This is a genomic window from Psychromonas ossibalaenae ATCC BAA-1528, assembly GCF_000381745.1.
GTDB classification, from domain to species: domain Bacteria; phylum Pseudomonadota; class Gammaproteobacteria; order Enterobacterales; family Psychromonadaceae; genus Psychromonas; species Psychromonas ossibalaenae.
The window spans coordinates 1-23,636 of the sequence record NZ_KB907011.1 but is presented as its reverse complement, the minus strand read 5'-3'; the positions used below and the strand labels follow the sequence as shown (position 1 = coordinate 23,636).

18 protein-coding genes are annotated in these 23,636 nt (G+C 43.0%); 3 read left to right on the top strand and 15 right to left on the bottom strand.

Annotated elements, in window-relative coordinates; genetic code table 11:
• Nucleotides 1-6 precede the first annotated feature (6 nt).
• The gene (gene rlmD, locus G327_RS0117935) at nucleotides 7-1,347 is read right to left on the bottom strand and encodes a 23S rRNA (uracil(1939)-C(5))-methyltransferase RlmD (RefSeq protein ID WP_019616189.1); all 1,341 of its coding nucleotides are present in this window, start codon (nucleotides 1,345-1,347) and stop codon (nucleotides 7-9) included.
• Between the two features lie 198 nt (nucleotides 1,348-1,545).
• Here rlmD and barA point away from each other — a divergent pair, with 198 nt between their 5' ends.
• Entirely contained in the window at nucleotides 1,546-4,326 is a 2,781-nt protein-coding gene (barA, locus tag G327_RS0117930; protein ID WP_026339432.1) for a two-component sensor histidine kinase BarA, read from the top strand.
• 37 nt (nucleotides 4,327-4,363) lie between these two features.
• Here the strand turns inward: barA and G327_RS0117925 are convergent, their stop codons facing one another.
• The gene (locus tag G327_RS0117925) at nucleotides 4,364-5,449 is read right to left on the bottom strand and encodes a mechanosensitive ion channel family protein (RefSeq protein WP_019616187.1); all 1,086 of its coding nucleotides are present in this window, start codon (nucleotides 5,447-5,449) and stop codon (nucleotides 4,364-4,366) included.
• A gap of 515 nt (nucleotides 5,450-5,964) precedes the next feature.
• On the opposite strand from G327_RS0117925, the gene G327_RS0117920 reads away from it, so the two are divergent.
• Entirely contained in the window at nucleotides 5,965-7,674 is a 1,710-nt protein-coding gene (locus G327_RS0117920; RefSeq protein WP_019616186.1) for a bifunctional metallophosphatase/5'-nucleotidase, read from the top strand.
• 90 nt (nucleotides 7,675-7,764) lie between these two features.
• Here the strand turns inward: G327_RS0117920 and cgtA are convergent, their stop codons facing one another.
• The 3 genes from cgtA to rplU form a co-directional block, all read right to left on the bottom strand.
• Nucleotides 7,765-8,928, bottom strand: a complete 1,164-nt coding sequence (gene cgtA, locus G327_RS0117915; RefSeq protein ID WP_019616185.1) for an Obg family GTPase CgtA — start codon at nucleotides 8,926-8,928, stop codon at nucleotides 7,765-7,767.
• Between the two features lie 190 nt (nucleotides 8,929-9,118).
• Nucleotides 9,119-9,376, bottom strand: coding sequence for a 50S ribosomal protein L27 (gene rpmA / locus G327_RS0117910; RefSeq protein WP_019616184.1), 258 nt, complete (start codon nucleotides 9,374-9,376; stop codon nucleotides 9,119-9,121).
• Between the two features lie 16 nt (nucleotides 9,377-9,392).
• The gene (gene rplU, locus G327_RS0117905; protein ID WP_019616183.1) at nucleotides 9,393-9,704 is read right to left on the bottom strand and encodes a 50S ribosomal protein L21; all 312 of its coding nucleotides are present in this window, start codon (nucleotides 9,702-9,704) and stop codon (nucleotides 9,393-9,395) included.
• A gap of 357 nt (nucleotides 9,705-10,061) precedes the next feature.
• Here rplU and ispB point away from each other — a divergent pair, with 357 nt between their 5' ends.
• On the top strand, nucleotides 10,062-11,033 hold the full coding sequence (gene ispB / locus G327_RS0117900; RefSeq protein WP_026339431.1) for an octaprenyl diphosphate synthase: 972 nt from the start codon (nucleotides 10,062-10,064) through the stop codon (nucleotides 11,031-11,033).
• 61 nt (nucleotides 11,034-11,094) lie between these two features.
• Here the strand turns inward: ispB and treC are convergent, their stop codons facing one another.
• The 10 genes from treC to G327_RS25060 all read right to left on the bottom strand — a co-directional run.
• Nucleotides 11,095-12,771: an alpha,alpha-phosphotrehalase gene (treC, locus tag G327_RS0117895; RefSeq protein ID WP_026339430.1), complete on the bottom strand. Its 1,677-nt coding sequence runs from the start codon at nucleotides 12,769-12,771 to the stop codon at nucleotides 11,095-11,097.
• 81 nt (nucleotides 12,772-12,852) lie between these two features.
• Nucleotides 12,853-14,307 carry a PTS trehalose transporter subunit IIBC gene (gene treB / locus G327_RS25065; RefSeq protein WP_019616180.1) on the bottom strand — a complete coding sequence of 485 codons (1,455 nt, stop codon included), beginning with the start codon at nucleotides 14,305-14,307 and terminating at the stop codon, nucleotides 12,853-12,855.
• A gap of 205 nt (nucleotides 14,308-14,512) precedes the next feature.
• Nucleotides 14,513-15,826 carry an adenylosuccinate synthase gene (locus G327_RS0117885; RefSeq protein WP_019616179.1) on the bottom strand — a complete coding sequence of 438 codons (1,314 nt, stop codon included), beginning with the start codon at nucleotides 15,824-15,826 and terminating at the stop codon, nucleotides 14,513-14,515.
• Between the two features lie 151 nt (nucleotides 15,827-15,977).
• Entirely contained in the window at nucleotides 15,978-16,844 is an 867-nt protein-coding gene (gene hflC / locus G327_RS0117880; protein WP_019616178.1) for a protease modulator HflC, read from the bottom strand.
• A complete protein-coding gene (gene hflK / locus G327_RS0117875; protein WP_019616177.1) occupies nucleotides 16,844-18,022 on the bottom strand; it encodes an FtsH protease activity modulator HflK in 1,179 nt (392 codons plus the stop codon). The genes hflC and hflK overlap by 1 nt, the downstream gene beginning before the upstream one ends.
• A gap of 101 nt (nucleotides 18,023-18,123) precedes the next feature.
• Nucleotides 18,124-19,416 (bottom strand): ribosome rescue GTPase HflX, encoded by a 1,293-nt coding sequence (gene hflX, locus G327_RS0117870; RefSeq protein ID WP_019616176.1) that lies wholly within the window; start codon nucleotides 19,414-19,416, stop codon nucleotides 18,124-18,126.
• A gap of 135 nt (nucleotides 19,417-19,551) precedes the next feature.
• Complete coding sequence (hfq, locus tag G327_RS0117865; protein ID WP_019616175.1) at nucleotides 19,552-19,788, bottom strand: RNA chaperone Hfq; 237 nt, start codon at nucleotides 19,786-19,788, stop codon at nucleotides 19,552-19,554.
• A gap of 307 nt (nucleotides 19,789-20,095) precedes the next feature.
• Nucleotides 20,096-21,013 (bottom strand): tRNA (adenosine(37)-N6)-dimethylallyltransferase MiaA, encoded by a 918-nt coding sequence (gene miaA / locus G327_RS0117860; RefSeq protein ID WP_019616174.1) that lies wholly within the window; start codon nucleotides 21,011-21,013, stop codon nucleotides 20,096-20,098.
• Complete coding sequence (mutL, locus tag G327_RS0117855; RefSeq protein WP_019616173.1) at nucleotides 21,006-22,910, bottom strand: DNA mismatch repair endonuclease MutL; 1,905 nt, start codon at nucleotides 22,908-22,910, stop codon at nucleotides 21,006-21,008. Before mutL ends, miaA begins: the two co-directional genes overlap by 8 nt.
• Before the next feature lie 24 nt (nucleotides 22,911-22,934).
• Nucleotides 22,935-23,636 (bottom strand): LysM peptidoglycan-binding domain-containing protein (locus tag G327_RS25060; RefSeq protein ID WP_019616172.1); only part of this gene is annotated, 702 nt, incomplete at its 5' end.

Genomic DNA, 23,636 nt, shown 5'->3' with positions numbered 1-23,636 from the left:
ATACTATTATTTTGCTCGGACAAATAAAGCCATCGACTCCATATGCCCGGTCTGTGGAAACATATCTAATAAACCTAACTTAAGCAGCTTATATCCTTGTTCAAGCAGCTGCTGACTGTCCCGGGCTAAAGTAACCGGATCACAGGAAACATAAACAATATGAGACGGTTCTTGCGAAACAATAAAAGTCATGCAGTCAAATGCCCCCGCGCGGGCTGGATCCAATAATACTTTATTAAACTTACGGGCTGCCCACTCCTGCCTTATTAAGTTATCAGCACTTAAGTCAGCCTGGTAGAAACTGGCATTGGTTATCTTATTTAAAGATGCATTCTCAGCAGCACGGTCAACCATCTTCTGTATGCCTTCAACCCCGACAACGGCAGCCGCTTTTTTAGCAATCGGCAGTGTAAAATTACCTAAGCCGCAGAAAAGATCTAAAACATGATCGTCTTTATTGAGTGCCAGCCAGTTAAGCGCCTGCGAGACCATTTTCTGGTTAACCTTGCTGTTTACCTGTAAAAAATCTGTCGGGCTGAATGTCAGTCTGCAGTCCCATTCGGCAAGCTGATAACTCAGCTCTTCTTGTCCAGCCAGACAAACACATGAATTAGTCGATGCCTGCGCGAAAAAGTTCACTTGATGAATCTCGGAAAACTGTTCAATTAACTGTACATCGCTTTTCGGCAGCGCTTTTAAATGACGTAGTAAAACCACAACGCCCTGCTCAGCAAACATTAATTCAATATGACCTAAATCGACCTTACTATGCAGAGAATTCAGCAGAACCTTTAAAGGTGAAATTAGGCGTTCTAATTCAGGCTGTAAAACAGGGCAGACTTTCTGAACAATCAGAGAATTACTCTGCGAGCGGCGAAAGCCCATCTCTACCTTTTTAGTTTTTTTATTATACTGCAGTCCAAAGCGGGCGGTACGGCGGTATGCCCATTCCTGATCCGCAACGGGTTCTTCAAGCTGCGCAGGAGCCTGTCCGGCAAAACGTTTAAATAAAGCCGTTAAACCTGCCGATTTTATATTTATCTGCTCGATATGGCCGACATGCTGCAGATGACAGCCGCCGCACTCTTGATAATGAGGGCAGGTTGGCTCTATACGCTTTTCACTGCTTTCAATAATTTTTTTAAGCGCACCTTTGCTGTAGCGTTTTTTACTTTCTATTATTTGAATATCCAGCAGCTCACCGCTAAGTGCACCGTCAACGAAAAGAGGTTTATCTTGAAAAAATGCCATGCCGCGGCCCTGATGGTCCAATTTTTCAATTTTGACATTTTTTATAATACGGTTTTTTGCACTATTTGTGCGTGATGCTTTAAAGAACTGAGCCATAAGTTATTCACAGGTGAAGTTAGCTATGCCATGATAGCGGTACCCTATTGGGCATATATATTTATCGATAATGCTATTGTCACATAAAACAAAATAAAAGCATTCATTACTTATAAGCAAAACGCATAGAAATTCAATTCAGTGATCCTGAAAATGCACCGCTGTTTGCTGATAAACTCAAGATTAGAAACATTACTTATGACTAAATACGGACTTCGTGCACAGGTTATTGCATTTACGATTTTACCCACCATTCTTATCGGTGGTTTATTAGCGAGTTACTTCTCCTTCCACCGCTATCAGCAGGCTAACGATTTTTTAATCAACCGGGCGATTAATATTACCGAGCCGCTGGCAATCGCCAGTGAATACGGTATGCAGGATGAAACACGCACCATATTAAGACGTCTAATCGGTGCAACCCATCGTAAAAACAGTCCTATGATCAACAGCATTGCTATTTTTGATGCACAGAACAAACTTTTCGTGACTAGTAACTACCACCGTAATTTTCAGCAGCTTCGCATTAAAAACGAGCAGAAGATCCCGGAAATCACCAAGGTTTATCACTACAAAGACACCATAGTAATTCATAGCCCGATCATCGACGAAACTAATTTTTTAGAATACCAGTTAACCTTTGATCAGCCCCGTAAAATAGTGGGTTATGTCGCCATGGAAATCAACACAGATCAGGTTGACTTGCTGCTGTACCGAGATACCGCACTATCCTTCGGTATTATGATATTAGGTTTCCTCGGCAGCTTATACCTGGCATTTAAACAGGCGCGAAGAATAACCGCGCCGATTTCTGAAATGGTTTCTGTTGTTGAAAAAATAAGTCTGGGACGGTTAAATTCCCGGGTAGAAGGCGACTATTCAGGCGAGATCGACCTGCTCCAGCACGGCATCAACGAGATGGCGCTGGCAATGTCCAAACATCACGAGGAGATGCAGGACAGTATCGACCAGGCAACCAGTGAGTTAAGAGAAACAATGGACCAGATGGAGGTGCAGAATATTGAGCTGGATATTACTCGAAAAGACGCTCAGCAGGCAGCCCAGGTCAAATCAGAATTTTTAGCCAATATGAGTCATGAATTACGTACACCGCTTAACGGCGTAATCGGCTTTGCCAGACAGCTGCTGAAAACACAACTCAGCAGCAATCAGGTTGATTATCTGCAGACCATTGAACGCTCAGCAGGTAATCTGCTTAATATCATTAATGATATTCTCGATTTTTCTAAACTTGAAGCGGGTAAATTAAACCTGGAAGTTCTACCCTTTGACCTGCGTGACTGTATTGATGAAACCATGCACCTGCTTGCACCAAGCGCACATGAAAAACAGCTTGAACTGAGCATGATGGTGGATCCGGAAGTGCCACACGAAGTGCTTGGCGACGCCATGCGTATCCAGCAGATATTAACGAACTTAATCGGTAATGCGATCAAATTTACTGAAAACGGCAACATCGAGGTACAGATACAGCGCATTGAAGATGAGCACGACAGCGATGAAAAAGTTACCCTGAAAATGATGATTTCAGATTCCGGAATTGGTATTTCAGAGAAGCAGCAGGCGCAGCTGTTCAAAGCCTTCGGGCAAGCAGATACCAGTATTACACGCCAGTACGGCGGTACCGGTTTAGGTCTAGTGATCACTCAAAAATTAGTCAGACAGATGCAGGGCAGCATTGATTTAGTATCAACTCCGGATCAGGGGTCAACTTTCTGGTTCACCATTAAACTGGAAAAAAACACACGCACCCCTTTAATCAGTTTACCTATCGAACGTTTACAGAAACAATCAGTGCTAGTTTATGAAAATAACCACTATGCTGCGCGCGCCTGCTCACAACTGCTCAATCAATGGCAGACTGAGTTATCACTAGCAGAAACCGAGCCTCAGTTAAAACGTTTATTAAACAAACGATATGACAGTATTATTATCGGCCACAGCCATAGTGAAAACCTGCAGCCGCTGTTCAACCATATTGAGCAGGCACATCAATTTACCGATAACATAGTCGTACTGCTTAATTCAAGCGATCCGAGTCTTTATGAAATACTAATGAAAAGCGGCATTAAACACTGCTTAAGTAAACCGATAAATCATAAAAACCTAGCTAAAGCACTTGTTTCAGATAAACAGCATATCAGCGAAATGCCTTCTCATAAAAATCTACCGCCACTGGTGAGAAAAGATATTAATGTCATGGCTGTCGATGATAACCCGGCAAACTTAAAGCTTATTTCAGCAATGCTGGGAGACAGAGCCAGCCGGGTAACAACCTGTATTAACGGTAAGCAGGCTGTAGAACACGCTAAATCACAGCATTTTGACCTGATTTTCATGGATATTCAGATGCCGGTGCTCGATGGCGTCAGCGCCTGCCTGCAGATTAAAGATGATAAAACCAATAGCGAGACACCGGTTATTGCGGTAACTGCTCATGTACTGCCGGGTGAAAAAGAACAGTTTTTACAGCAGGGTATGGATGACTGCCTGGCCAAACCAATCGATGAAAGCGCCCTGCAGCAGCTCATAAATAAATGGACCCCCGAAGCACAAGTAATAGAAAAAAACGCCCCGCAGACACCTGTACAGCAGCTCCCGAAAGCCAGTCATGTCAGCGGATCGTTTGACTGGACACTGGCTCTAAAACAATCCTCTGGAAAAGAAGATCTCGCCAGAGAGATGTTAGGCATGCTGGTTAATGAGTTTGATGAAATCAGAAAACAGGCTGATAAAGCCATTAACGGGAAGATAGACAACGTACATTTTGCGCAGATTATTCATAAGTTCCATGGAGGCTGTAGTTACAGCGGCGTACCTAAACTTAAGAAAATTGCCGGACTGATTGAAAAAGAACTAAAACAGGGAATTACTCCGGATTTGTTAGAGCCGGAGTTATTAGAATTATTAGATGAATTAGAAAATGTGCAAAAAGAGGCAAAAACCTATCTAACTTAATAATTGAGTTAACCCGGCACGCTGGGTTAACTCTCTGTTATTTAAGCTGTTCAGGTACTTGTTCTATATGCAGCTGTCTTGTTGGAAATGCAAATTCAGCCTGGTGTGATGCAACGATATCCGCTACCTGAAGCAGTACATCCTGCTTTATTTCATGAAATAAAACCCAGTTAGTTGTTTTGGTAAATGTGTAAATAAAAAAATCTAAGGAGGAATTGTTAAAATAATTAAAGTTAACAATTAAGGTCTGCTTCTGATCAATATCCGTATGGGATTCGAGCATGAGCCGGACATCTTTAATAATAGCGTCAATTAAATGCACATCACTATAACGCAGACCAAATGTCTCTTTAATACGACGGTTACTCATACGCGACGGGTTTTCAACCACAATCTGAGTAAACAAACTGTTCGGCACATATAAAGGGCGTTTATCAAAAGTACGGATACGCGTAACACGCCAGCCGATCGACTCAACGGTCCCTTCAATTGATTTGTCCGGACTGCGGATCCAGTCCCCGACTTTAAAAGGTTTATCCATATAAACCATTAACGCCCCAAAAAGATTAGAAAGCAGATCTTTAGCCGCCATCCCCACCACAAGTCCGCCCATGCCGCCGAATGCAAGCACCCCGGATACACTGACACCTAGTGTTTGAATAACCGATAATGAGATGATAACTGCCACTGACAGCTTAGCGAGTTTTGCAAGTGCGGTAACCGTGGTTGTGTCTTTATCTTCATACTCAGAAAATGTCAGTTCCGTTTTATGAATAAAACGCAGGAAAGACCAGCCGATTAACAGCAGAATAGAAATTTTCTGTACTAGTGGAAGGTAACTGGAGATTAGCAGCTGTTCACTTTCTGCAATAACACGCAGCGCCATTGAACCGCCCATCAATACAATCAGCCAGTTTACCGGACGCAGTAAAGCAAAGAATACAATGTCATCCCAAAAGTTACTGGTGCGGGTTATTAAGCGCTCTGTTTTTCTGGAAAAAGAACGCCAGAACAGCTGTATTAACAGAGTAATAACTAAAACGACAATAAAATTACCCATCCAGTTACCGATGTGCAGCGACATCAGCAGCTGCTGCAAATATAACTCTACTTTTTCTACCATGACTACTCCTTAGTACTAAACAGTTATCCCTGAACTTAGGATTATATATTTCGATAATATCAGAACATGACTTTTAAATTGAAATTAAATGATATTCACTCTTATATACCCATTACCAATCAAAATGCATTTATCAGTCGCAAGCTGGGACACCAAGACAAGGCGCAGCATGATGACCTTTCGAGCGATTAACTACGTTAATCCTCTGTCGGTAAGATTAAAATAAAGACTTTAATCTTTAAATGGCTAGCCCTTATCGAATGCTGCAACGCAGTATTGGTTTTCGAGCTGGCGACCCGCAGGGCAAGCCGTAAGATAATCATCTTCGTTATTGTGATGTCTCGATTTAACCCGTTAGATCTTCACCTTCACGCCTAGAATCTGTTTACCTTACGACTTGCTGATTTTTGCATCTTGAATGATAACGGGTATAACAAAAAGATAAGCAGCAGCGGAGCCCCGTCATTACAACTGCCATAAAGTATATTTACCATCAAGGTTAAAAACAGGTTAAAATGATTCAATATCAAAGCAGACAACCAGAGGTGACATTGCACAAAAACAATAGTGAAATAAAGCTTAAGATAGTTCATATCAATGATACCCATTCACATTTTGAACCCTCTCCTTTACAGATGCACATTCCGCTCAATAGACACAAGACAGAGTTAACAGCTGCCTGCGGTGGTTACTCACTGATCGATTCGTTTGCCCGTAAAGAAAGAAACAAAGCGCAGAAGCAGGAAGCCGGCTTTCTATTTGTTCATGCAGGGGATTCTTTTGAAGGCAGCGTGTACTTCACATGCTTTAAAGGAAGGGCTAATGCGGCAGTACTCAATACAATGCAGCTTGATGCAATGGCTGTCGGCAATCACGAACTTGATACGGGTGACAAGCTGCTGGCCCGATTTATTGATCAGGCCGACTTTCCGTTACTGTCAGCTAATATGAGCTTAAAAAAAGACGGCGGTTCAGCACTGGAGAAATGCTCCGGCAGGCTGCTGTGCTCGTCTAATGATCACAAAGGCCCCGCCTACATAATCAAGGTTATTAGCGGCTTATCGATTGCTGTTTTTGCTTTAAGTATTACGGACATGGATACTATTGCCAGCCCGGGACCCGCTGTTGATTTTAGCGATCATATCAGCTGTGCTCAGTCTATGGTCAGTGAAATTCAAGGCGCAGGCATTAACTGCATTATTGTTATCAGCCACCTTGGTTATGCTCAAGATAAGCGCTTAGCAGAAGCCGTCGACGGTATCAGTTTAATTATCGGCGGACACAGTCACACCCTGCAGGGTGATTTTTCCAATGTCGGTCTGGCTCAGGAAACAGCCTATGCACAAGCGGTCAATAACTGCTATATCGTGCAGGCAGGACACAATGCTATGGCAGCCGGATGTGCAGAGCTTACACTGACTGCCTCAGGAACAATAATCTCCATCAGCGGCGGTAATAAACTGCTCCTGGAGAAAAACAGCCTGACGATTAACTGCCCTGCACAACAATATAACTTAAAGGCAGCGGAGCACTATCTTGCACAGCAGGAAAATATCAGCTTTGAAAACCGCAGTGACCGGGTTGAAAAATTATTAGACACTCATTTTCGCCCTGAAATAGAGCATTTTAAAAATGATATTGTCGGTCATGTATTAACCAGCAAACGACACCTGAGAATTCCCGATGCGCAAGGCGGCAGTCAAGTTGCGCCTATCGTCGCGCAGTCTTTTCTGCATTACGCCAGAAAAAATAATAAGCATGTTGATTTTGCTATTATTAATGCAGGTGCTGTACGAACTCACCTACTACAGTCAGCGGTAAGCGCAGCAGATATTTCCGGTAAACTACTGCCCTTTGCAATTTCAGTACAGTCTTATCAGATCAGCGGAAAAGCTTTATTTGAAGCGATTAACAGCGCAGTGAAAAGCAGCGTAGATCCTGCAGGAAGTACGGGAAGCTACCCTTATTTTTCAAATCTGTCTATGAAACTGCACAGCACAGAGTTAAGCGATGGTGTCAGTAAAGTATACCAGCACAATGCACAGGGAGAGTTATCAGATCTGCACATGGATAAACTCTATTCCATCGTCACTACCGGTTATATGTCCAGTGGTAAAGGCGGCTATCAAGCATTGATGAAAAAACAAGGCGACGTACATGACTTCGGCATTAAACCTGCGGAAGCTTTTACACACTACCTAAGAGAACTAAAAATACTTTTGTAATAGACAGTTCAAAAAAATGCCGTTTAGAAATAATCTAAACGGCATTTTTATATACTTAGATGAAGAATTACAAGGTTATCTAATAACCTGCTATTCCTTAACGTAGATAACTTCCATCATCTCTTCGTCATCATCATCCCAGTCGTCATCATCGTAGTCAGCGTTAGCATCATCCATCGCAGTTTCATGGTAATCATCCCACTGGAATTCAACCTGTGCACGCTCTTCTTCCGGCGTAAACTCAGCTGGTAACTCTTCTAAGTAACTAACAACACTCTGGCAGACATCATTTGTACCCGTTTTAGAAATAGCGGCTGTTTTATAAACCGGGCCGTCCCATTCAAGCGCATCCTTAACACGCTGCATAACTTCTTCAGCTTCATCTTCTAATAGAAGGTCCGTTTTGTTGAACACTAACCAGCGTGGTTTGCTTGCCAGTTTCGGACTGTGTTTTTTTAACTCTTCAATGATAACCAGTGCATTTTCAGCAGGGCAGCTGCCGTCTGCTGGCAATAAGTCAATCATATGCAGTAAAACACGGCAGCGCTCTAAATGACGCAGGAAACGTGTTCCTAGACCAGCACCATCAGAAGCGCCTTCAATTAACCCCGGAATATCGGCAATAACAAAGCTTTTTCCATAACCCATACTTACAACACCCAGATTCGGGATTAATGTTGTAAACGGGTAATCAGCTACTTTTGGTTTTGCAGCTGAAACACTGCGGATAAAAGTAGACTTACCGGCATTAGGAAGACCTAACATACCCACATCAGCAAGTAATAATAACTCTAAAAGCAGATTACGAACTTCACCCGGCGTACCATCAGTTTTCTGGCGAGGAGCACGGTTAGTACTAGTTTTAAAGCGCGCGTTACCTAAACCGTGGAAGCCGCCTTTAGCAACCATTAGTTTTTGTCCGTTCGTGGTTAAATCACCAAGGATTTCTCCGGTATCATCATCGCGACAACGTGTTCCAATAGGCACGGTAATAATTTTATCTTTACCACGTGACCCGGTACAATCACGGGTCTGGCCGTTTTCTCCACGCTCGGCATTGTAAAAACGCACAAAACGGAAATCAACCAGCGTATTCAGATTTTCATCTGCCTGCAGGTAAACATCGCCGCCATCACCACCGTCACCGCCGTTCGGGCCGCCGCGAGGGATATATTTTTCTGTACGGAAGCCGATAACGCCATTGCCGCCGTCTCCAGCGTCAACCTTTATTTTTGCTTCATCAACAAACTTCATTACAATCTCCAAAAACAATATGCCTACCTTAAACAGGCAAACCTTTAATGCGAATAATTATACTCATTTCTATTCAACATAGATCACATATTTATGTAGAAATAGAAATAAATACTTTATTTATATAAAATTATAAATAAAAAAAAAGCCCCGCATCAGCGAGGCTTTTCGAATGCTAAATCGAAACTGATTATTCAGCTACGATACTTACAAATTTGCGGTTTTGAGGACCTTTCTGTTCGAACTTAACTACACCAGTCGCTTTAGCGAATAAAGTGTGGTCTTTACCAAGACCTACGTTAGTTCCAGCGTGGAATTTAGTACCACGTTGACGAACAAGAATGTTACCCGCTAATACTGATTCGCCACCAAAACGTTTAACACCTAGGCGTTTACTTTCTGAATCGCGACCGTTATTAGTACTACCACCAGCTTTTTTATGTGCCATTTTTAATAACTCCTAATTAAGCGTTAATTGCAGTAATTTTAACTTCAGTAAACCACTGACGATGACCCGCTTGAGTACGCGAATGCTTACGACGGCGGAACTTAACGATTTTTACTTTTTTACCACGACCGTGAGAAACTACTTCAGCAGTTACTTTACAGCCGTCTACGTATGGAACACCAACTTTAACGTCTTCAGCGTTAGCTACTAGAAGAACTTTATCAAATTCTACAGTTGCACCGGCTTCTACGTCTAGTTTTTCCAAACGAAGAGTTTGTTCAACAGCAACACGGTGTTGCTTGCCACCACTCTGGATAACAGCGTACATGTTTATTACTCCGTTCAGGCGTCTCGTGCTGTTTCATTAAGAAACCAAGCTTCGAGAGCACACTTATTAATCACAATGGAGGCGGAGTCTACGGCAAAGTACATCTTTTGGCAATCATATTTAGGAAAAATACAGTAAAAAAATTAACAACTGCCTCACGGTTCATCGAACAAAAAACAAACAATACAAATTTTCAACTAAAATCAACAACTTACAAAGCCAGTTTCAAGCTTTGCAAAGGATAATAGGAGCAAAAATTTAGTTATATAAATCGCACTTAACGGAGTTGTGATAATGACAATAAAGGGCAATAATATGCACTATTTTTTAAGTGTTAAAATTCGGAACATCAAGACCATGAATATTAAACAAATTCAGCAAATTTCTTTAACTGAAATGAATCAAGTCAATGAACTGATCATGGCACAATTAAGCTCTGATGTTGCATTAATCAACCAGCTTGGGTTTTATATCATTAACAGCGGCGGAAAACGCATCCGTCCTCTGATTACCGTTTTAGCGGCCAAAGCCCTGAATGTCCATGATCATAAAACCACAAAACTTGCAGGAATCATCGAATTTATTCATACCGCGACATTATTGCACGATGATGTTGTTGATGAATCCGACCTGCGCCGCGGCGAAAAAACTGCCAATGCTTTATTCGGCAATGCGGCCAGCGTACTGGTCGGAGACTTCCTGCATACACGTTCTTTTCAGATGATGACTGAACTACAGAATTTAAAAGTATTAACTATTTTATCATCAGCAACCAATATCATTGCTGAAGGCGAAGTACTGCAGTTAATGAACTGTAACGATCCGGATACAACAGAAGAAAGTTATATGGACGTTATTTATTATAAAACAGCAAAACTGTTTGAAGCGGCCAGCCAGCTGGTTGCAGTATTAAGCGAGCAGCCGGCAGAGATTGAAACAGCGCTGCTTAATTACGGAAAATACTTAGGTACAGCTTTCCAGCTGACCGACGATGTCATGGATTACAGCTCAGACGCGCAGGAGATGGGAAAAAATACCGGTGATGATCTCGCTGAAGGCAAACCAACACTGCCTCTTTTATATGCTATTAAGCACGGCAGTGAAAAACAGGTAAGCTTAATTAGAGAGGCCATAGAAAAAGCCAACGGCATGGAACACTTTGATGAGATAATGCAGGCACTGCATGAAACAAACGCACTGCAGTATACAAAACAGCGCGCCATGGAAGAAGCGGATAAAGCAATCGAAGCCTTAAGTATTCTGCCAGACAATGAATACAAACAGGCACTAATCAGCCTGGCGCACCTGGCAGCAGCCCGTACCGCATAACTATCTGCGACAGAAAAAATAAAAGCCCCTGGTAATTTAAAACTGCCCGGGGCTTTTTTTATTATTCAATCAGCAGCACACGGCATTCATAAGGTCTGAGTTTCAGCAGACGCATAGGTTTTTCTGTTAATACCTTCGGGTAATTGGCCAGTATATATTTTCCTGTGCTGACAGCTAAATTTAACGGCAGTTCGTATTCAACTCTTTCAGGGTAATAATTATTAACGCAGATAAGTATCTGATGCTCACTACGGCGCTGATAACAAAAGATCTGCGCATGATCTGGTGCTAAATCGAGATAATCCCCGCTAGTAATCACTTCAACTTCTTTACGCAGCTGTATCAGGCGCTGGTAGAAATAAAAAACTGAATTTTTATCAGCAAGCGCCTGCTGTGCATTTATCTGCTTATAATTATCTGCGACCCCTAGCCACGGTATACCTTTTGTGAAGCCGCTGTGAGCCTCTCTGTTCCACTGCATCGGCGCTCTGGAGTTGTCACGTGATTTCTGAGCAAGAATAGCCAGGGCCTCTTGTTTACTTTTCCCCTGGCGGTTAAGCATAATATCGTACATATTAGTACTTTCAAGATCCCGGTACTGCTCAATTGAGCTGTAGCCAGGATTGGTCATTGCAATCTCTTCTCCCTGATAGATATACGGTGTTCCCTGCATCATATGAATTGAAGCAGCCAGCATTTTTGCAGACTCAAGCCGGTACGTTTGAGCATTGCCTAAACGGCTGACAATACGAGGCTGATCATGATTACACCAGAAAAGTGCACTCCAGCCCCTTTCATACATACCCTGCTGCCAGTGGTTAAAAATACTTTTCAGCTGTAAAAAATCAAAAGGTGCCAACGTCCATTTTTCACCGTCAACATAATCGACTTTTAAATGATGGAAATTAAACACCATAGACAGCTCTTTGCCATCCTGTGCCGAATAGCGGCGGCACTGTTCAAGTGACGTCGAAGACATTTCTCCCACCGTCACAGAGCCGTATTTATTAAATACCGCATCACTTATTTCACGCAGAAATTCATGTACTCGCGGACCGTCGGTATAGAAACGACGTCCATCCCCGTGCCGATCGTCAGGGTACTCCTGCTGTTTCGAGATCAGGTTAATAACATCAAGGCGGAAACCGTCCACTCCTTTTTCGGCCCAGAAGCTGATTATACCTTTTACCTGATCACGCACTTTGGGGTTTTCCCAGTTTAAATCAGCCTGCTCTCGGGCGAAAAGATGCAGGTAATACTGCCCGCTTTTCTTGTCTAACGCCCATGCGCTGCCGCCGAACTTTGACTGCCAGTTAGTCGGCTCCCGGCCGTTGACCGGATCTTTCCAGATATAATAATCACGGTATTGACTGTTTTTATCGGCAAGCGCAGATTTAAACCATTTATGCTCGGTCGAGGTATGATTAACCACAATATCCAGGATAATACGCATCCCTTTATAATGAGCATTTTTCAAGAGCAGATCAAAATCATCCATAGAGCCGAAATCAGGGTTAATAGTGTAATAATCAGAAATATCATAACCATTATCAATCATTGGTGACTGGTAGACAGGAGTAAGCCAGAGCGCATCAACCCCCAGAGTTTTAAGATAATCAAGTTTAGAGATAATACCTTTAATATCACCAGTGCCTTTAGCGCCGCTGTCACAAAAGCTTTTAGGATAAATCTGATAAACAACCGCTGTATGCCACCACTGTTTCTGTTGTGTTTTCATATATTCACTCTCAGGTTTATTCTTAGTCTGCTCTCCCCTGATTACAACTTCACACTCACGGGATAACATCTGCATCAACAGTTAACGAATTACAGCTTCTAATTCATCTTCAATTAACTCAAGATCTTCAAGATCCCCTCTTTTTTGAGCGCGTTTATACAGCAGCAGTGTTAGTATTATCGGCACGACTACAGCGACCAGCATAGCCAGGGCATACACCCCCCAATACTGCGGCTGGATTGATAATATACCGGGTAACCCGCCGACACCGATACCATTAGCCATTACCCCGGCGAAACCGCAGATGCCGGCAGCCAGTGCAGAGCCGGCCATTGCGCATAACATAGGGAATTTATATTTTAAATTAATGCCGTACATAGCGGGTTCAGTAACACCTAAATAAGCAGATATAGCGGCAGGCACAGATATTTCACGCTCATTATGTTTTTTACTGATCCAGATAATACCCACTACAGAAGATGCCTGGGCAATATTAGACAATGCAATCAGCGGCCAGATTGGAGTACCTCCAAGATCCTGCATTAACTGCAGATCAACTGCATTAGTCGTATGGTGAATACCGGTAATAACTAAAGGAGCATAAAAGAAAGCAAAAACCATCGAGCCTAAAACAGCAAAATCCCCGGTCATCGCGGCCTTAGCAACATAACCTACGCCGTCACCGATTTCACGGCCTAAGGGGCCGATAATAGAGTGTGCTAATACAACGGCGGTAAGCAGCGATACAAAGGGTACAACCACTAAATACAAGTACGCTGGAATAATGCGCTTAAGATTGGTTTCAATCATTGCGAGTGCCATGCCTGCTAATATTGCCGGGATAACCTGCGCCTGATAACCTACTTTTTCCATAGCAAAGAAACCAAAGTCCCAGACCTCCGGGGTTCCCGAACCAATACCGTAAGCATTCATTAACTGCGGCGAAACCAGCGTAATACCCAGTACAATACCCAGAATCGGTGTTCCTCCCAGTTTTCTTACCGTCGCCCAGCAGACACCAACCGGTAGAAAGTGGAAAATAGCTTCACCAAGCAGCCATAGGAAAGAGTGAAGCGACGCCCAGAACTGGCTTATTTCAACCAGGGTTTTGCCGTCGAACATGCGGATATCACCGATCACATTACGAAAACCAAGGATTAAACCGCCGGTTATAATGGCCGGTAAAAGCGGTACAAAAATTTCCGCCATATGCGAGATAGAACGCTCAAGAAGATTCATATTCTGTCGTGCAGCCAGCTTTGTTGCTTCTTTATCGGCCCCTTTGCCGCCTGTTATCTCGGTTAATATTTTATGGACTTGATCAACTTCAGTGCCAATGACCACCTGGAACTGTCCGGCATTGGTAAAACAGCCTTTGACCATGGCAATCTTTTCAATCTTTTTCAGATCTGCTAGTTCCGGATCAATTAAGGCAAAACGTAAGCGTGTCAGGCAGTGACTGACACTGGCGATATTATCCTGCCCTCCAATCAGCTCAATTAAAGACACAACTTGTTTACGATCAATCTTACTCATATCACTATCCCTTGTTTGTCAGCCGCAGGAACGCTCTCGCTGAAAGATATACTTAATACACAGAACAACAAAGCTCCTATTAATTACAATAGATTAGAAGATAAATTAGAAAAGACATACTCAACGGAGGGGAGAAATTGAGATAAAAAAAGCCCTTATCACTTTGCAGTGATAAGGGCTTTTTTATTAAGCTTTAGACAGATGATTAGTTAAACGGGTTAACCTGAATCATTGTTTCGTTACGGTCAGGACCAGTAGAGATAATATCCATTGGTACACCGGTAACTTCTTCTAAACGTTTGATGTATGCTTTCGCATTTTCTGGTAATGCATCGTAAGAAGTTACGCCGTATGAACTTTCAGTCCAGCCCGGCATAGATTCGTAAACAGGAACAGCGACTTCGTAACCGTCTGCAGACATAGGCGGTACATCAACCACTTTACCGTCCGGCATTGTATAACCAGTACAGATTTTAATCTCTTCCATACCGTCTAATACGTCTAGTTTTGTTAAACAGAAACCAGTAATACTATTCAGCTGCACGGCACGTTTAATTGCAACAGCATCAAACCAGCCTGTACGGCGTAAACGACCCGTTGTAGCACCAAATTCATGACCTACAGTACCAAGATGTTTACCGGCAGGATCAAGTTTGTCGATACCGTCATATAATTCAGTCGGGAATGGACCGGAGCCAACACGTGTTGTGTAAGCTTTAACAATACCTAACACATAATCAAGGTGTGTTGGACCAAAACCACTGCCCGTAGCTACGCCGCCGGCAGTTGTATTTGAAGAAGTTACGTACGGGTATGTACCGTGGTCGATATCAAGTAACGTACCTTGAGCGCCTTCGAATAAGATATTATCACCACGTAAACGGGCTTTATCTAACTCATCAGTTACATCGATAACCATGCTGATTAATAAAGGAGCCATTTCAGTCATCTGTGCAAGCACATCTTCGTAACTAACCGCTTCTTCTTTGTAGTAATTAACCAGCTGGAAGTTATGGTATTCCATTACTTCTTTAAGTTTCACTGCAAATGATGCCATGTCGAATAGATCATCAACACGTAAACCGCGGCGGGCAACTTTATCTTCGTATGCCGGACCAATACCACGACCGGTAGTACCGATTGCTTTATTGCCGCGTGCTTTTTCGCGCGCTACATCTAGTGCAACATGGTATGGAAGAATAAGAGGACAGCCTTCACTGATTGAAAGACGTTCTTTTGCAGGAATGCCGCGTTCGATAAGCATGTTCATCTCTTTGAACAAAGCATCAGGTGCTAAAACAACACCGTTACCGATAACGCATTTTACGTTTTCACGCAGGATGCCTGATGGAATCAGATGAAGAACTGTTTTCTCTCCATCAATTACAAGTGTATGACCCGCATTGTGTCCACCTTGATAGCGAACTACCCATTGCGCTTTGTCTGTCAGTAGGTCTACAACCTTACCTTTACCTTCGTCACCCCATTGAGTGCCAAGAATTACTACGTTTTTTCCCATCAGAATCACATTTCTCTAGCGAATTGAGAAAGGATTTTAGCAAACATTAATCCTGTATTTCAATATCTTTAATAAACAAATCGCAGCTGTCTTTATTACAGGCACAAAAAAGGGCGGTAAACCGCCCCTTTAAAAACCAGGATAATAAATATTAACCTTTACTATTCATATATTTAAAGAAGTCAGAGTCAGGACTTAAGACCATCACATCATCTTTATCAGAAAAACTCTTCTGATAAGCTTTCATACTACGCAGGAAGGCAAAGAACTCTGGATCCTGAGTATATGAGTCTGCAAATATTTTCGAAGACTGTGCATCACCGGCACCACGAACCTCTGAAGACTCTTTATTTGCTGTCGCCAGCATAATCGAAATCTTACGGTCGATATTTGCGCGGATCACTTCTGATTTTTCCTGACCTTGAGAACGGTGCTCTTTAGCCACCGCTAATCGTTCAGCACGCATACGCTTGTAAATACTGCTGCTGACTTCATCAGGCAGGTTTATTTTCTTGATACGTACATCAACAACTTGAATCCCCAGCTCTGATGAACGGGCCATACGTTTAAGTGCCGTTTCCATTACTTCACCGCGTTTACCCGAAACAATATCTTTAATGGTATGCGAACCAATCTCACTACGCAGTCCATTATTGATTTTACGCTTAAGTAACGCTTCAGCCTGCATCTTATTACCACCGGTTGCCAGGTAATAAACAGCTAAGTCATCAATCTGCCATTTAACATAGGAGTCGATAATCAAATCTTTTTTCTCCGATGTTACAAAACGGTCAGCCTGATCATCAAGTGTCTGGATACGTGTATCCATAATGCGAACAGAATCAATAAACGGTACTTTAAAATGTAAACCTGGAGGGTAGGCAACCGGCAGACCTTCAGCATCACGTTTAACCTTGCTGAACTGCATTACGATACCGTGATGCCCTTCAGTAACAACAAATGCACTGCTCATAAAGATCAGAACCAGCGCGATAGGTATTATTAAGAATCTTTTCATTAGTAATCTCTCCCTGTACGACTGCTGTTACGAGAGAATCGGTCACTGCCGGATAAACGTTCATCTTTATCTGCTTTCTCATCAGCTCGAGAGCGTGTTTCAATCTCAGAAACAGCGTTACTCTGAGTCGTGTTCTGCTTGCTCATTAATTTATCCAGAGGCAGGAAGGTTAAATTACCGCCGGCCTTATTATCAATTAACACCTTAGAGCTGTTATTTAACACTGACTCCATGGTTTCAAGATAAAGACGCTGACGCGTAACTTCCGGGCTAGCTTTATATTCAGGTAATAATTTATTAAAGCGGGCAACTTCACCCTGCGCTTTTAGGATAATACCTTCTTTATAAGCCTGTGCCTGCTGTTCAATACGTTTCACCTGACCACGAGCAATCGGTTCTCTTTCCCGCTCATAAGCTTCAGCTTCCCGTACAAAACGCTCTTCATCTTCCTGTGCGGCTATCGCATCATCAAAGGCGTCTTTTACCTCTTCAGGCGGACGTGTCTGCTGTAAGTTGACATCGACAATTTCGATACCCAGATCATAAGGTTCGATAATTTTATCCAGCATTTCCCAACTTTGTTGACGTACCGTTTCACGACCTGTTGTTAATGCGTCATCCATGGTTGAATGACCGATAACAAAACGTAATGAACTGTCAAGCGCCTGTAGTAAGCTGTCATCAGCATTAGTTACACTGAACAGGTATTTTTCAGGAGCAATAATTCGATACTGTACTTCCATCGCCACATTAACAATGTTTTCATCTTCAGTCAGCATGAAACCAGTTGTCGGCATGGTACGGAATGCTTCGACGTTAATCGGGATTATCTGATCAATAAATTTAGGATTCCAGTGCAGTCCAGGTTCAACTTGCGAATTGTAAGCACCAAAACGTAAAACTACGCCGCGATCTGATTCTTTTATCGTATACCAGCCGCTGACAAACCAGACAATAGCAAGCACAGCAAATACTGTGATCACGGCAAATTTACCACCATTACTATTACTGCCGCCGCTGCCTGAAGATGGTTTCTTACCAAATAAACCACCAAATAAGTCTGCTAGTTTCTGGAAAACGACATCTAAATCCGGCGGTCCCTGATCGTTCTTTTTATCATTGTTTTTCCACGGGTCTTGATCTTTTTTATCATCTTTACCCGGTTCGTTCCAAGCCATATTTAGCTCCCGATTAAGTAATACAAACAAATTGTTAACTGCAATGTAGCAATGTTCACTGTAATAATAAAGCGAACATGACATATTATGTAGGCAGCATGTTAATTAATGTTAACGATATACTCTTCTATTGAGGCGCCCTGCTGTTTTATCAAGCGTGACCAGTCAATATTATTCAAACGAATATCCAGTATACAATCACCATTTTCAGCATAAGATTCATGCTCGATACAGTCCAGCTGGTAAAATAATGCACGTAATTTACCCTGTGCCGGCGGAATCGCCAGACGCAGGGAACGAATCTGCCCTTTTAAAAGTTCAGTTAATGCTTCAAACAACAGCTCAATACCAGCACCGCTTTGTGCTGACAACCAGACACGCACCGGTTTGCCCTGATCGTCGTAATCAACGTGGGGACGAACATCTTCAAGCGCATCAATCTTATTCATCACCATCAACTGCGGCACTTCTCCGGCGTCAATTTCTGCCAGCACATTTTCAACGGCATTGATATTATCGTGATAGCACTCATCAGCACAGTCAACAACATGGAGCAGCAGCGTCGCCTCACGCGTTTCCTGCAGTGTCGCTTTAAAGGCGGCCACTAAATCATGCGGCAGGTGGCGAATAAAACCAACAGTATCCGCTAAAATACAGTTACCCACATCCTCAACATCAATTTTACGCAGTGTCGGATCCAGCGTTGCAAATAACTGATCGGCGGCATAAACATCAGCATCAGTAATCTGATTAAACAGGGTAGATTTACCGGCATTGGTATAACCCACTAATGAAATAGTCGGCACTTCGTTACGCTGCCGTGAACGGCGCCCCTGCTCCCGTTGTTTTTCTACTTTTGCAAGACGGGATTTAATGGTGCTGATACGCGCCCGTAATAAGCGTCGGTCTGTTTCTAACTGTGTTTCACCCGGACCACGTAAACCTATCCCGCCTTTCTGGCGTTCTAAATGCGTCCAGCCGCGAATAAGACGCGTTGACAGATGACGCAGCTGCGCAAGCTCAACCTGTAATTTCCCTTCATAGGTACGTGCCCGCTGAGCAAATATATCCAGGATAAGCGCAGTTCGGTCTAACACTAAACATTCACACAACGCTTCTAAATTACGCTGCTGAGCCGGACTTAAAGCATGGTTAAATATAACCACATCAGCCTGCAGAGTCTGTACGGCATCTGCAATTTCCTGGGCTTTACCAGTACCGACAAAATAACGGGCATGTGGTGATTTTCGCGGACCTGTGACTGTGTCCAGTGCATTAACACCAGCAGAACTAACCAGTAACTTTAGTTCATCTAGGTCTTCTTTGTTATTGTCATCAGAAAAAGAAATGTGAACTAATACAGCCTGTTCACCGGCTTCGTAACGATCAAACAAATAAAGCTCCAATTAAGAAGAAAATGGGGGAAAATAACGAATTGTTAATCCTAACATAACCATGCTGAGGATTAGATAAAAAAATGGCCTGCACAAAGGCAAGCCAGAATAAATAATTAAAAACCTGAGAACAGGCTAATCATGTGTTTCAACATGCGGGATAGTTGGTACGGACCGCGCAGGAACAACCGTCGAAATAGCATGTTTGTAAACCATCTGGCTTACAGTATTCTTTAGCAGAATAACAAACTGATCAAACGATTCAATCTGTCCCTGCAGCTTAATGCCGTTTACTAAATAAATAGCCACTGGAATTCGTTCTTTACGCAGCGTATTTAAAAACGGATCTTGTAATGATTGTCCTTTAGCCATCATTGTTCCTTATTATTGTTATTAGTTATTTTAAAGCGAAACCAGTATAAACAATGGTTAAATAAAAACCGATTTCAATACTCAAAATTTTGATCCATAACACTTTCTAAACAAGTAACTGTATTTACAGCTTATAACAGACACTACCAAAACACGATAATCAGCTAAAAAACAGGTTAACAATAGCTTTTTAGTAAAATCGTGTCCGTATTAGAAATGCCGCTTTCCAGCCAAGTTACATCTTTCCAGCCTCAAAGCCCCAATCCTTTGATAAAAAGCTTTGCCGCAGGCAAATGTTTTGGCGTTTTTATAAAACCGATTTGATAAGATCAAAATTCTGTTCGCAGCCACTTTCCAGCCAAGTTACATCTTTCCAGCCTCGAAGCCAAGTCATTTGCCTTTTAGCCAGCTGCCGGGTTGCAACAACACCACGAAAAACCATCTCATCGTAATCCATGCTGCCGTCTAAATACTCCCACATCTGGCGGTAACCAACACAGCGCATTGAGGGAAGATCCAGGTGCAGATCGCCTCGATCGTGCAGTGCCTGCACTTCCTGTTCAAATCCGCCCTGCAGCATTAACTGAAAACGGCGTTCAATGCGCTCATGCAGAACGGTCTTTTCAGCCGGTGCGATAGCAAACTGTTTTACATCATAGGGAATAGGATCGCTTTTCACCTGCGTTAATTCCGTCATGCTTTTACCGGAAATACGGTAAACCTCAAGCGCACGTGATAAACGCTGCGGATCGTTAACATGAATACGCTTTGCAGAAACCGGATCGATCTCCTGCAGTAAATCGTGCATGGCCTGCCAGCCCTTCTCGGCGGCTTGTTTTTCAATTTGTGCGCGAATCTCAGGATCTGCGCTAGGCAGAGGAGACAAGCCGTCCAGCAATGCTTTGTAATAAAGCATGGTGCCGCCGACTAATAACGGTGTATTGCCGCGGTCTGTTATCTCTTTCATCAAACGCAGCGCATCATCACGAAAATCCCCGGCAGAATAAGATTCAAGCGGATCAATAATATCCACTAAGGAGTGCGGTGCAAGTGCCTGTTCCTGTTGTGTCGGTTTTGCGGTGCCGATATCCATGCCTTTATATATTAATGCAGAATCTACACTGATAATTTCACAACGGCACTCCTGTGCAAGTCGAATCGCTAAATCGGTTTTCCCTGAAGCGGTAGGGCCCATTAAAAAAATAGCAGTCGCTTGTTTACTCATCTGAAAAACCTTGTACTAAGAGTGATAAATCGGGTTCATGAAAGAGAATATCCTGATACAAACTCATATTCCCGGAAAAAAGAGACAGTAATAAATCTAACTGTGATAAAGCTGTTTTTTCTGTCCACTGGCAGCTTTCAAGCTGATACTTCTGCTGCGTTTTTACTAAAAAAGCACAAAAATCATTTACCTGAGACTCATTTAACGTCTTATCCAGAGAAGTTAAGTAAGTTAATAAATCAGGTAATATTTTAGCAACCGGCGCCTGGCGAAGTAATGCAGGTACTTTGCTGATAATCAACTTACTTCCCTGGACTTTAAAAGCAAAACCTAAACGTTTAAACAGCTCCTGAAAATCTTCACATATTTGTAATAAAGCAGCGTCAAGCTGCACACGCACCGGCAGTAATAAAGGCTGTGAAATGACTTCACCGTTTGTCCAGGCGTCAAATAACTGAAACTGTTTAACGACGGCTTCAGCCTGCTTTAAAGACAGTACCAGCAGCGGTGAAGTCGTCTGCAGTATCTGTTGAGAAGGGTTTATTTTAAGCAGCAAATATTCATTTTTAACTAAGCATAATGTTTGTGCAAACTGCGCACCTGCTGAAACACTCGTATGAGGAGCTCTAACCTGTTGTTCAGGTGCTAAGGGCAGTGCAGACGGACTGCTTAAATGTGCTTCAGCAACAAAGTCACAATAAGCATTTACCTGCGCCTCATCAAGCGGCGTTTTTGTATAACCCGGGCTATAACTCGGGGAATAAGAGGGAGCAGAGGCGCTTGTAGGCGGCGCAGTGTAAGTTTCCTGCAGCGTACCGGTTTCAGACTGTTGCGGCGGCTGATAAAAATGCTCCGCGGGTTTAGTCTGCACGCTGCCAGCTTCATCCGGGTTGAGCAGAGGCCCTTCATTTAAAGTGCTGCTCAGGGTACTGACAATAAAATCATGTACCCAGCGCGCCTCATGAAAACGTACTTCATGTTTTGAAGGATGCACATTGACATCAACCTGATCGGGATTACATTCAATATATATAACGTAACCGGGGAATTTCCCCGGCGGCAGAGTATAGGCATACACCTGCTTAATCGCATGATTAATAAGCTTGTCGCGGATCATACGGCCGTTGATATAACAATACTGAACATCACTCAAAACTCTGGCCGATAAGCTGTCTGAAATCCAGCCGGAGATTTTCAGTTCATTATCACTACCTTGAAAGTGCAGCGCGCCTTTAACAAAACTTTCGCTGCAGATAGATGCAAGGCGTTTTTCCTGTTGGATTTGTGTTTGTGCGGCCCGGTACTGACGAATTATTTTACCATTATGTTTTAAAATAAAAGAGATCTCAAAACGGCTTAACGCGATACGGCGGATCAGTTCATCGATATGCTGAAATTCTGTTTTCTCTGTTTTTAAAAAGCGACGGCGCGCCGGAGTATTGAAAAACAGGTCCAGGACTTCCACCGTGGTGCCCTGCGGATGAGCAGCCGGCTGAATATCCACTTTCATATCACGCCCTTCGGCCACTGCCTGCCATGCCTGTTCCTGATCAGTAGGTTTAGAAGTAAAAGTAAGTCTTGAAACCGAACTGACACTGGCTAACGCTTCACCACGAAAACCCAGGCTGACAATCGCTTCCAGATCATCTAAATGACTTATTTTACTGGTTGCATGACGGCTTAACGCTAAGGTTAACTGCTCTTTACAGACACCTTTACCGTTATCTTTAATACGGATACATTTTGCACCGCCCTTTTCAATCTCGATTTCAATACGTGTTGCACCTGCATCTAAGCTGTTTTCAACTAACTCTTTAACAACAGATGCAGGGCGTTCGACTACTTCTCCGGCCGCTATCTGGTTAGCGAGGCGGGCAGGTAAAATTTGAATTGGCATTAGATGAAGTTATCCAAAAAATGATTAAGTAACAGGAATAGTTAAAACTTGTCCAATCGCCAGCGAGTTTGAACTTAGTTTATTGCTTATTTTAATGGCACTCGTGGTTGTTCCGTAACGCTTAGCGATCACCGATAGTGATTCACCGCTGCGCACTTTATGTTTAGTAAGCGAAATACCTGAAGCAGGAATTTTAATTTTCTGGCCGATGGCAAGGGAGGTCGAACGCAGCTTATTATAATTTTTCAACACACGGCTGGTTGTTCCATAACGACTGGCAATGACCGACAGTGACTCGCCGCTTTTAACCAGATGTACCTTAGGCGGCTGCTTTTTGACAGCGGCATAACCTGATCCGGGGATTTTAATTTTCTGACCGATGCGCAGAGAAGTCGAGCGCAGATTATTATAGCTTTTTAACTCACTGGTGCTTTTCTCATAACGTTTGGCAATCACAGAAAGTGACTCACCGCTTCGAACTTTATGAACTTGCGGTTTGCTTTTAACCGTCTGCTTAGCCGTTTCACTACCGCCGGGAATACGGATTTTTTGACCGATACGCAGCGAAGTCGAGCGCAGCTTATTGTAGCTTTTCAGTTCACTGGTTGTGCTGTCGTATTTTGAGGCAATAAGCGATAAAGACTCACCGCTTCTTACCTTATGCACAATCGGTTTGCTGACAACAACCTTGGGAGCGGCTTGTGCCGTCTGCACTGCAGAGCCTGG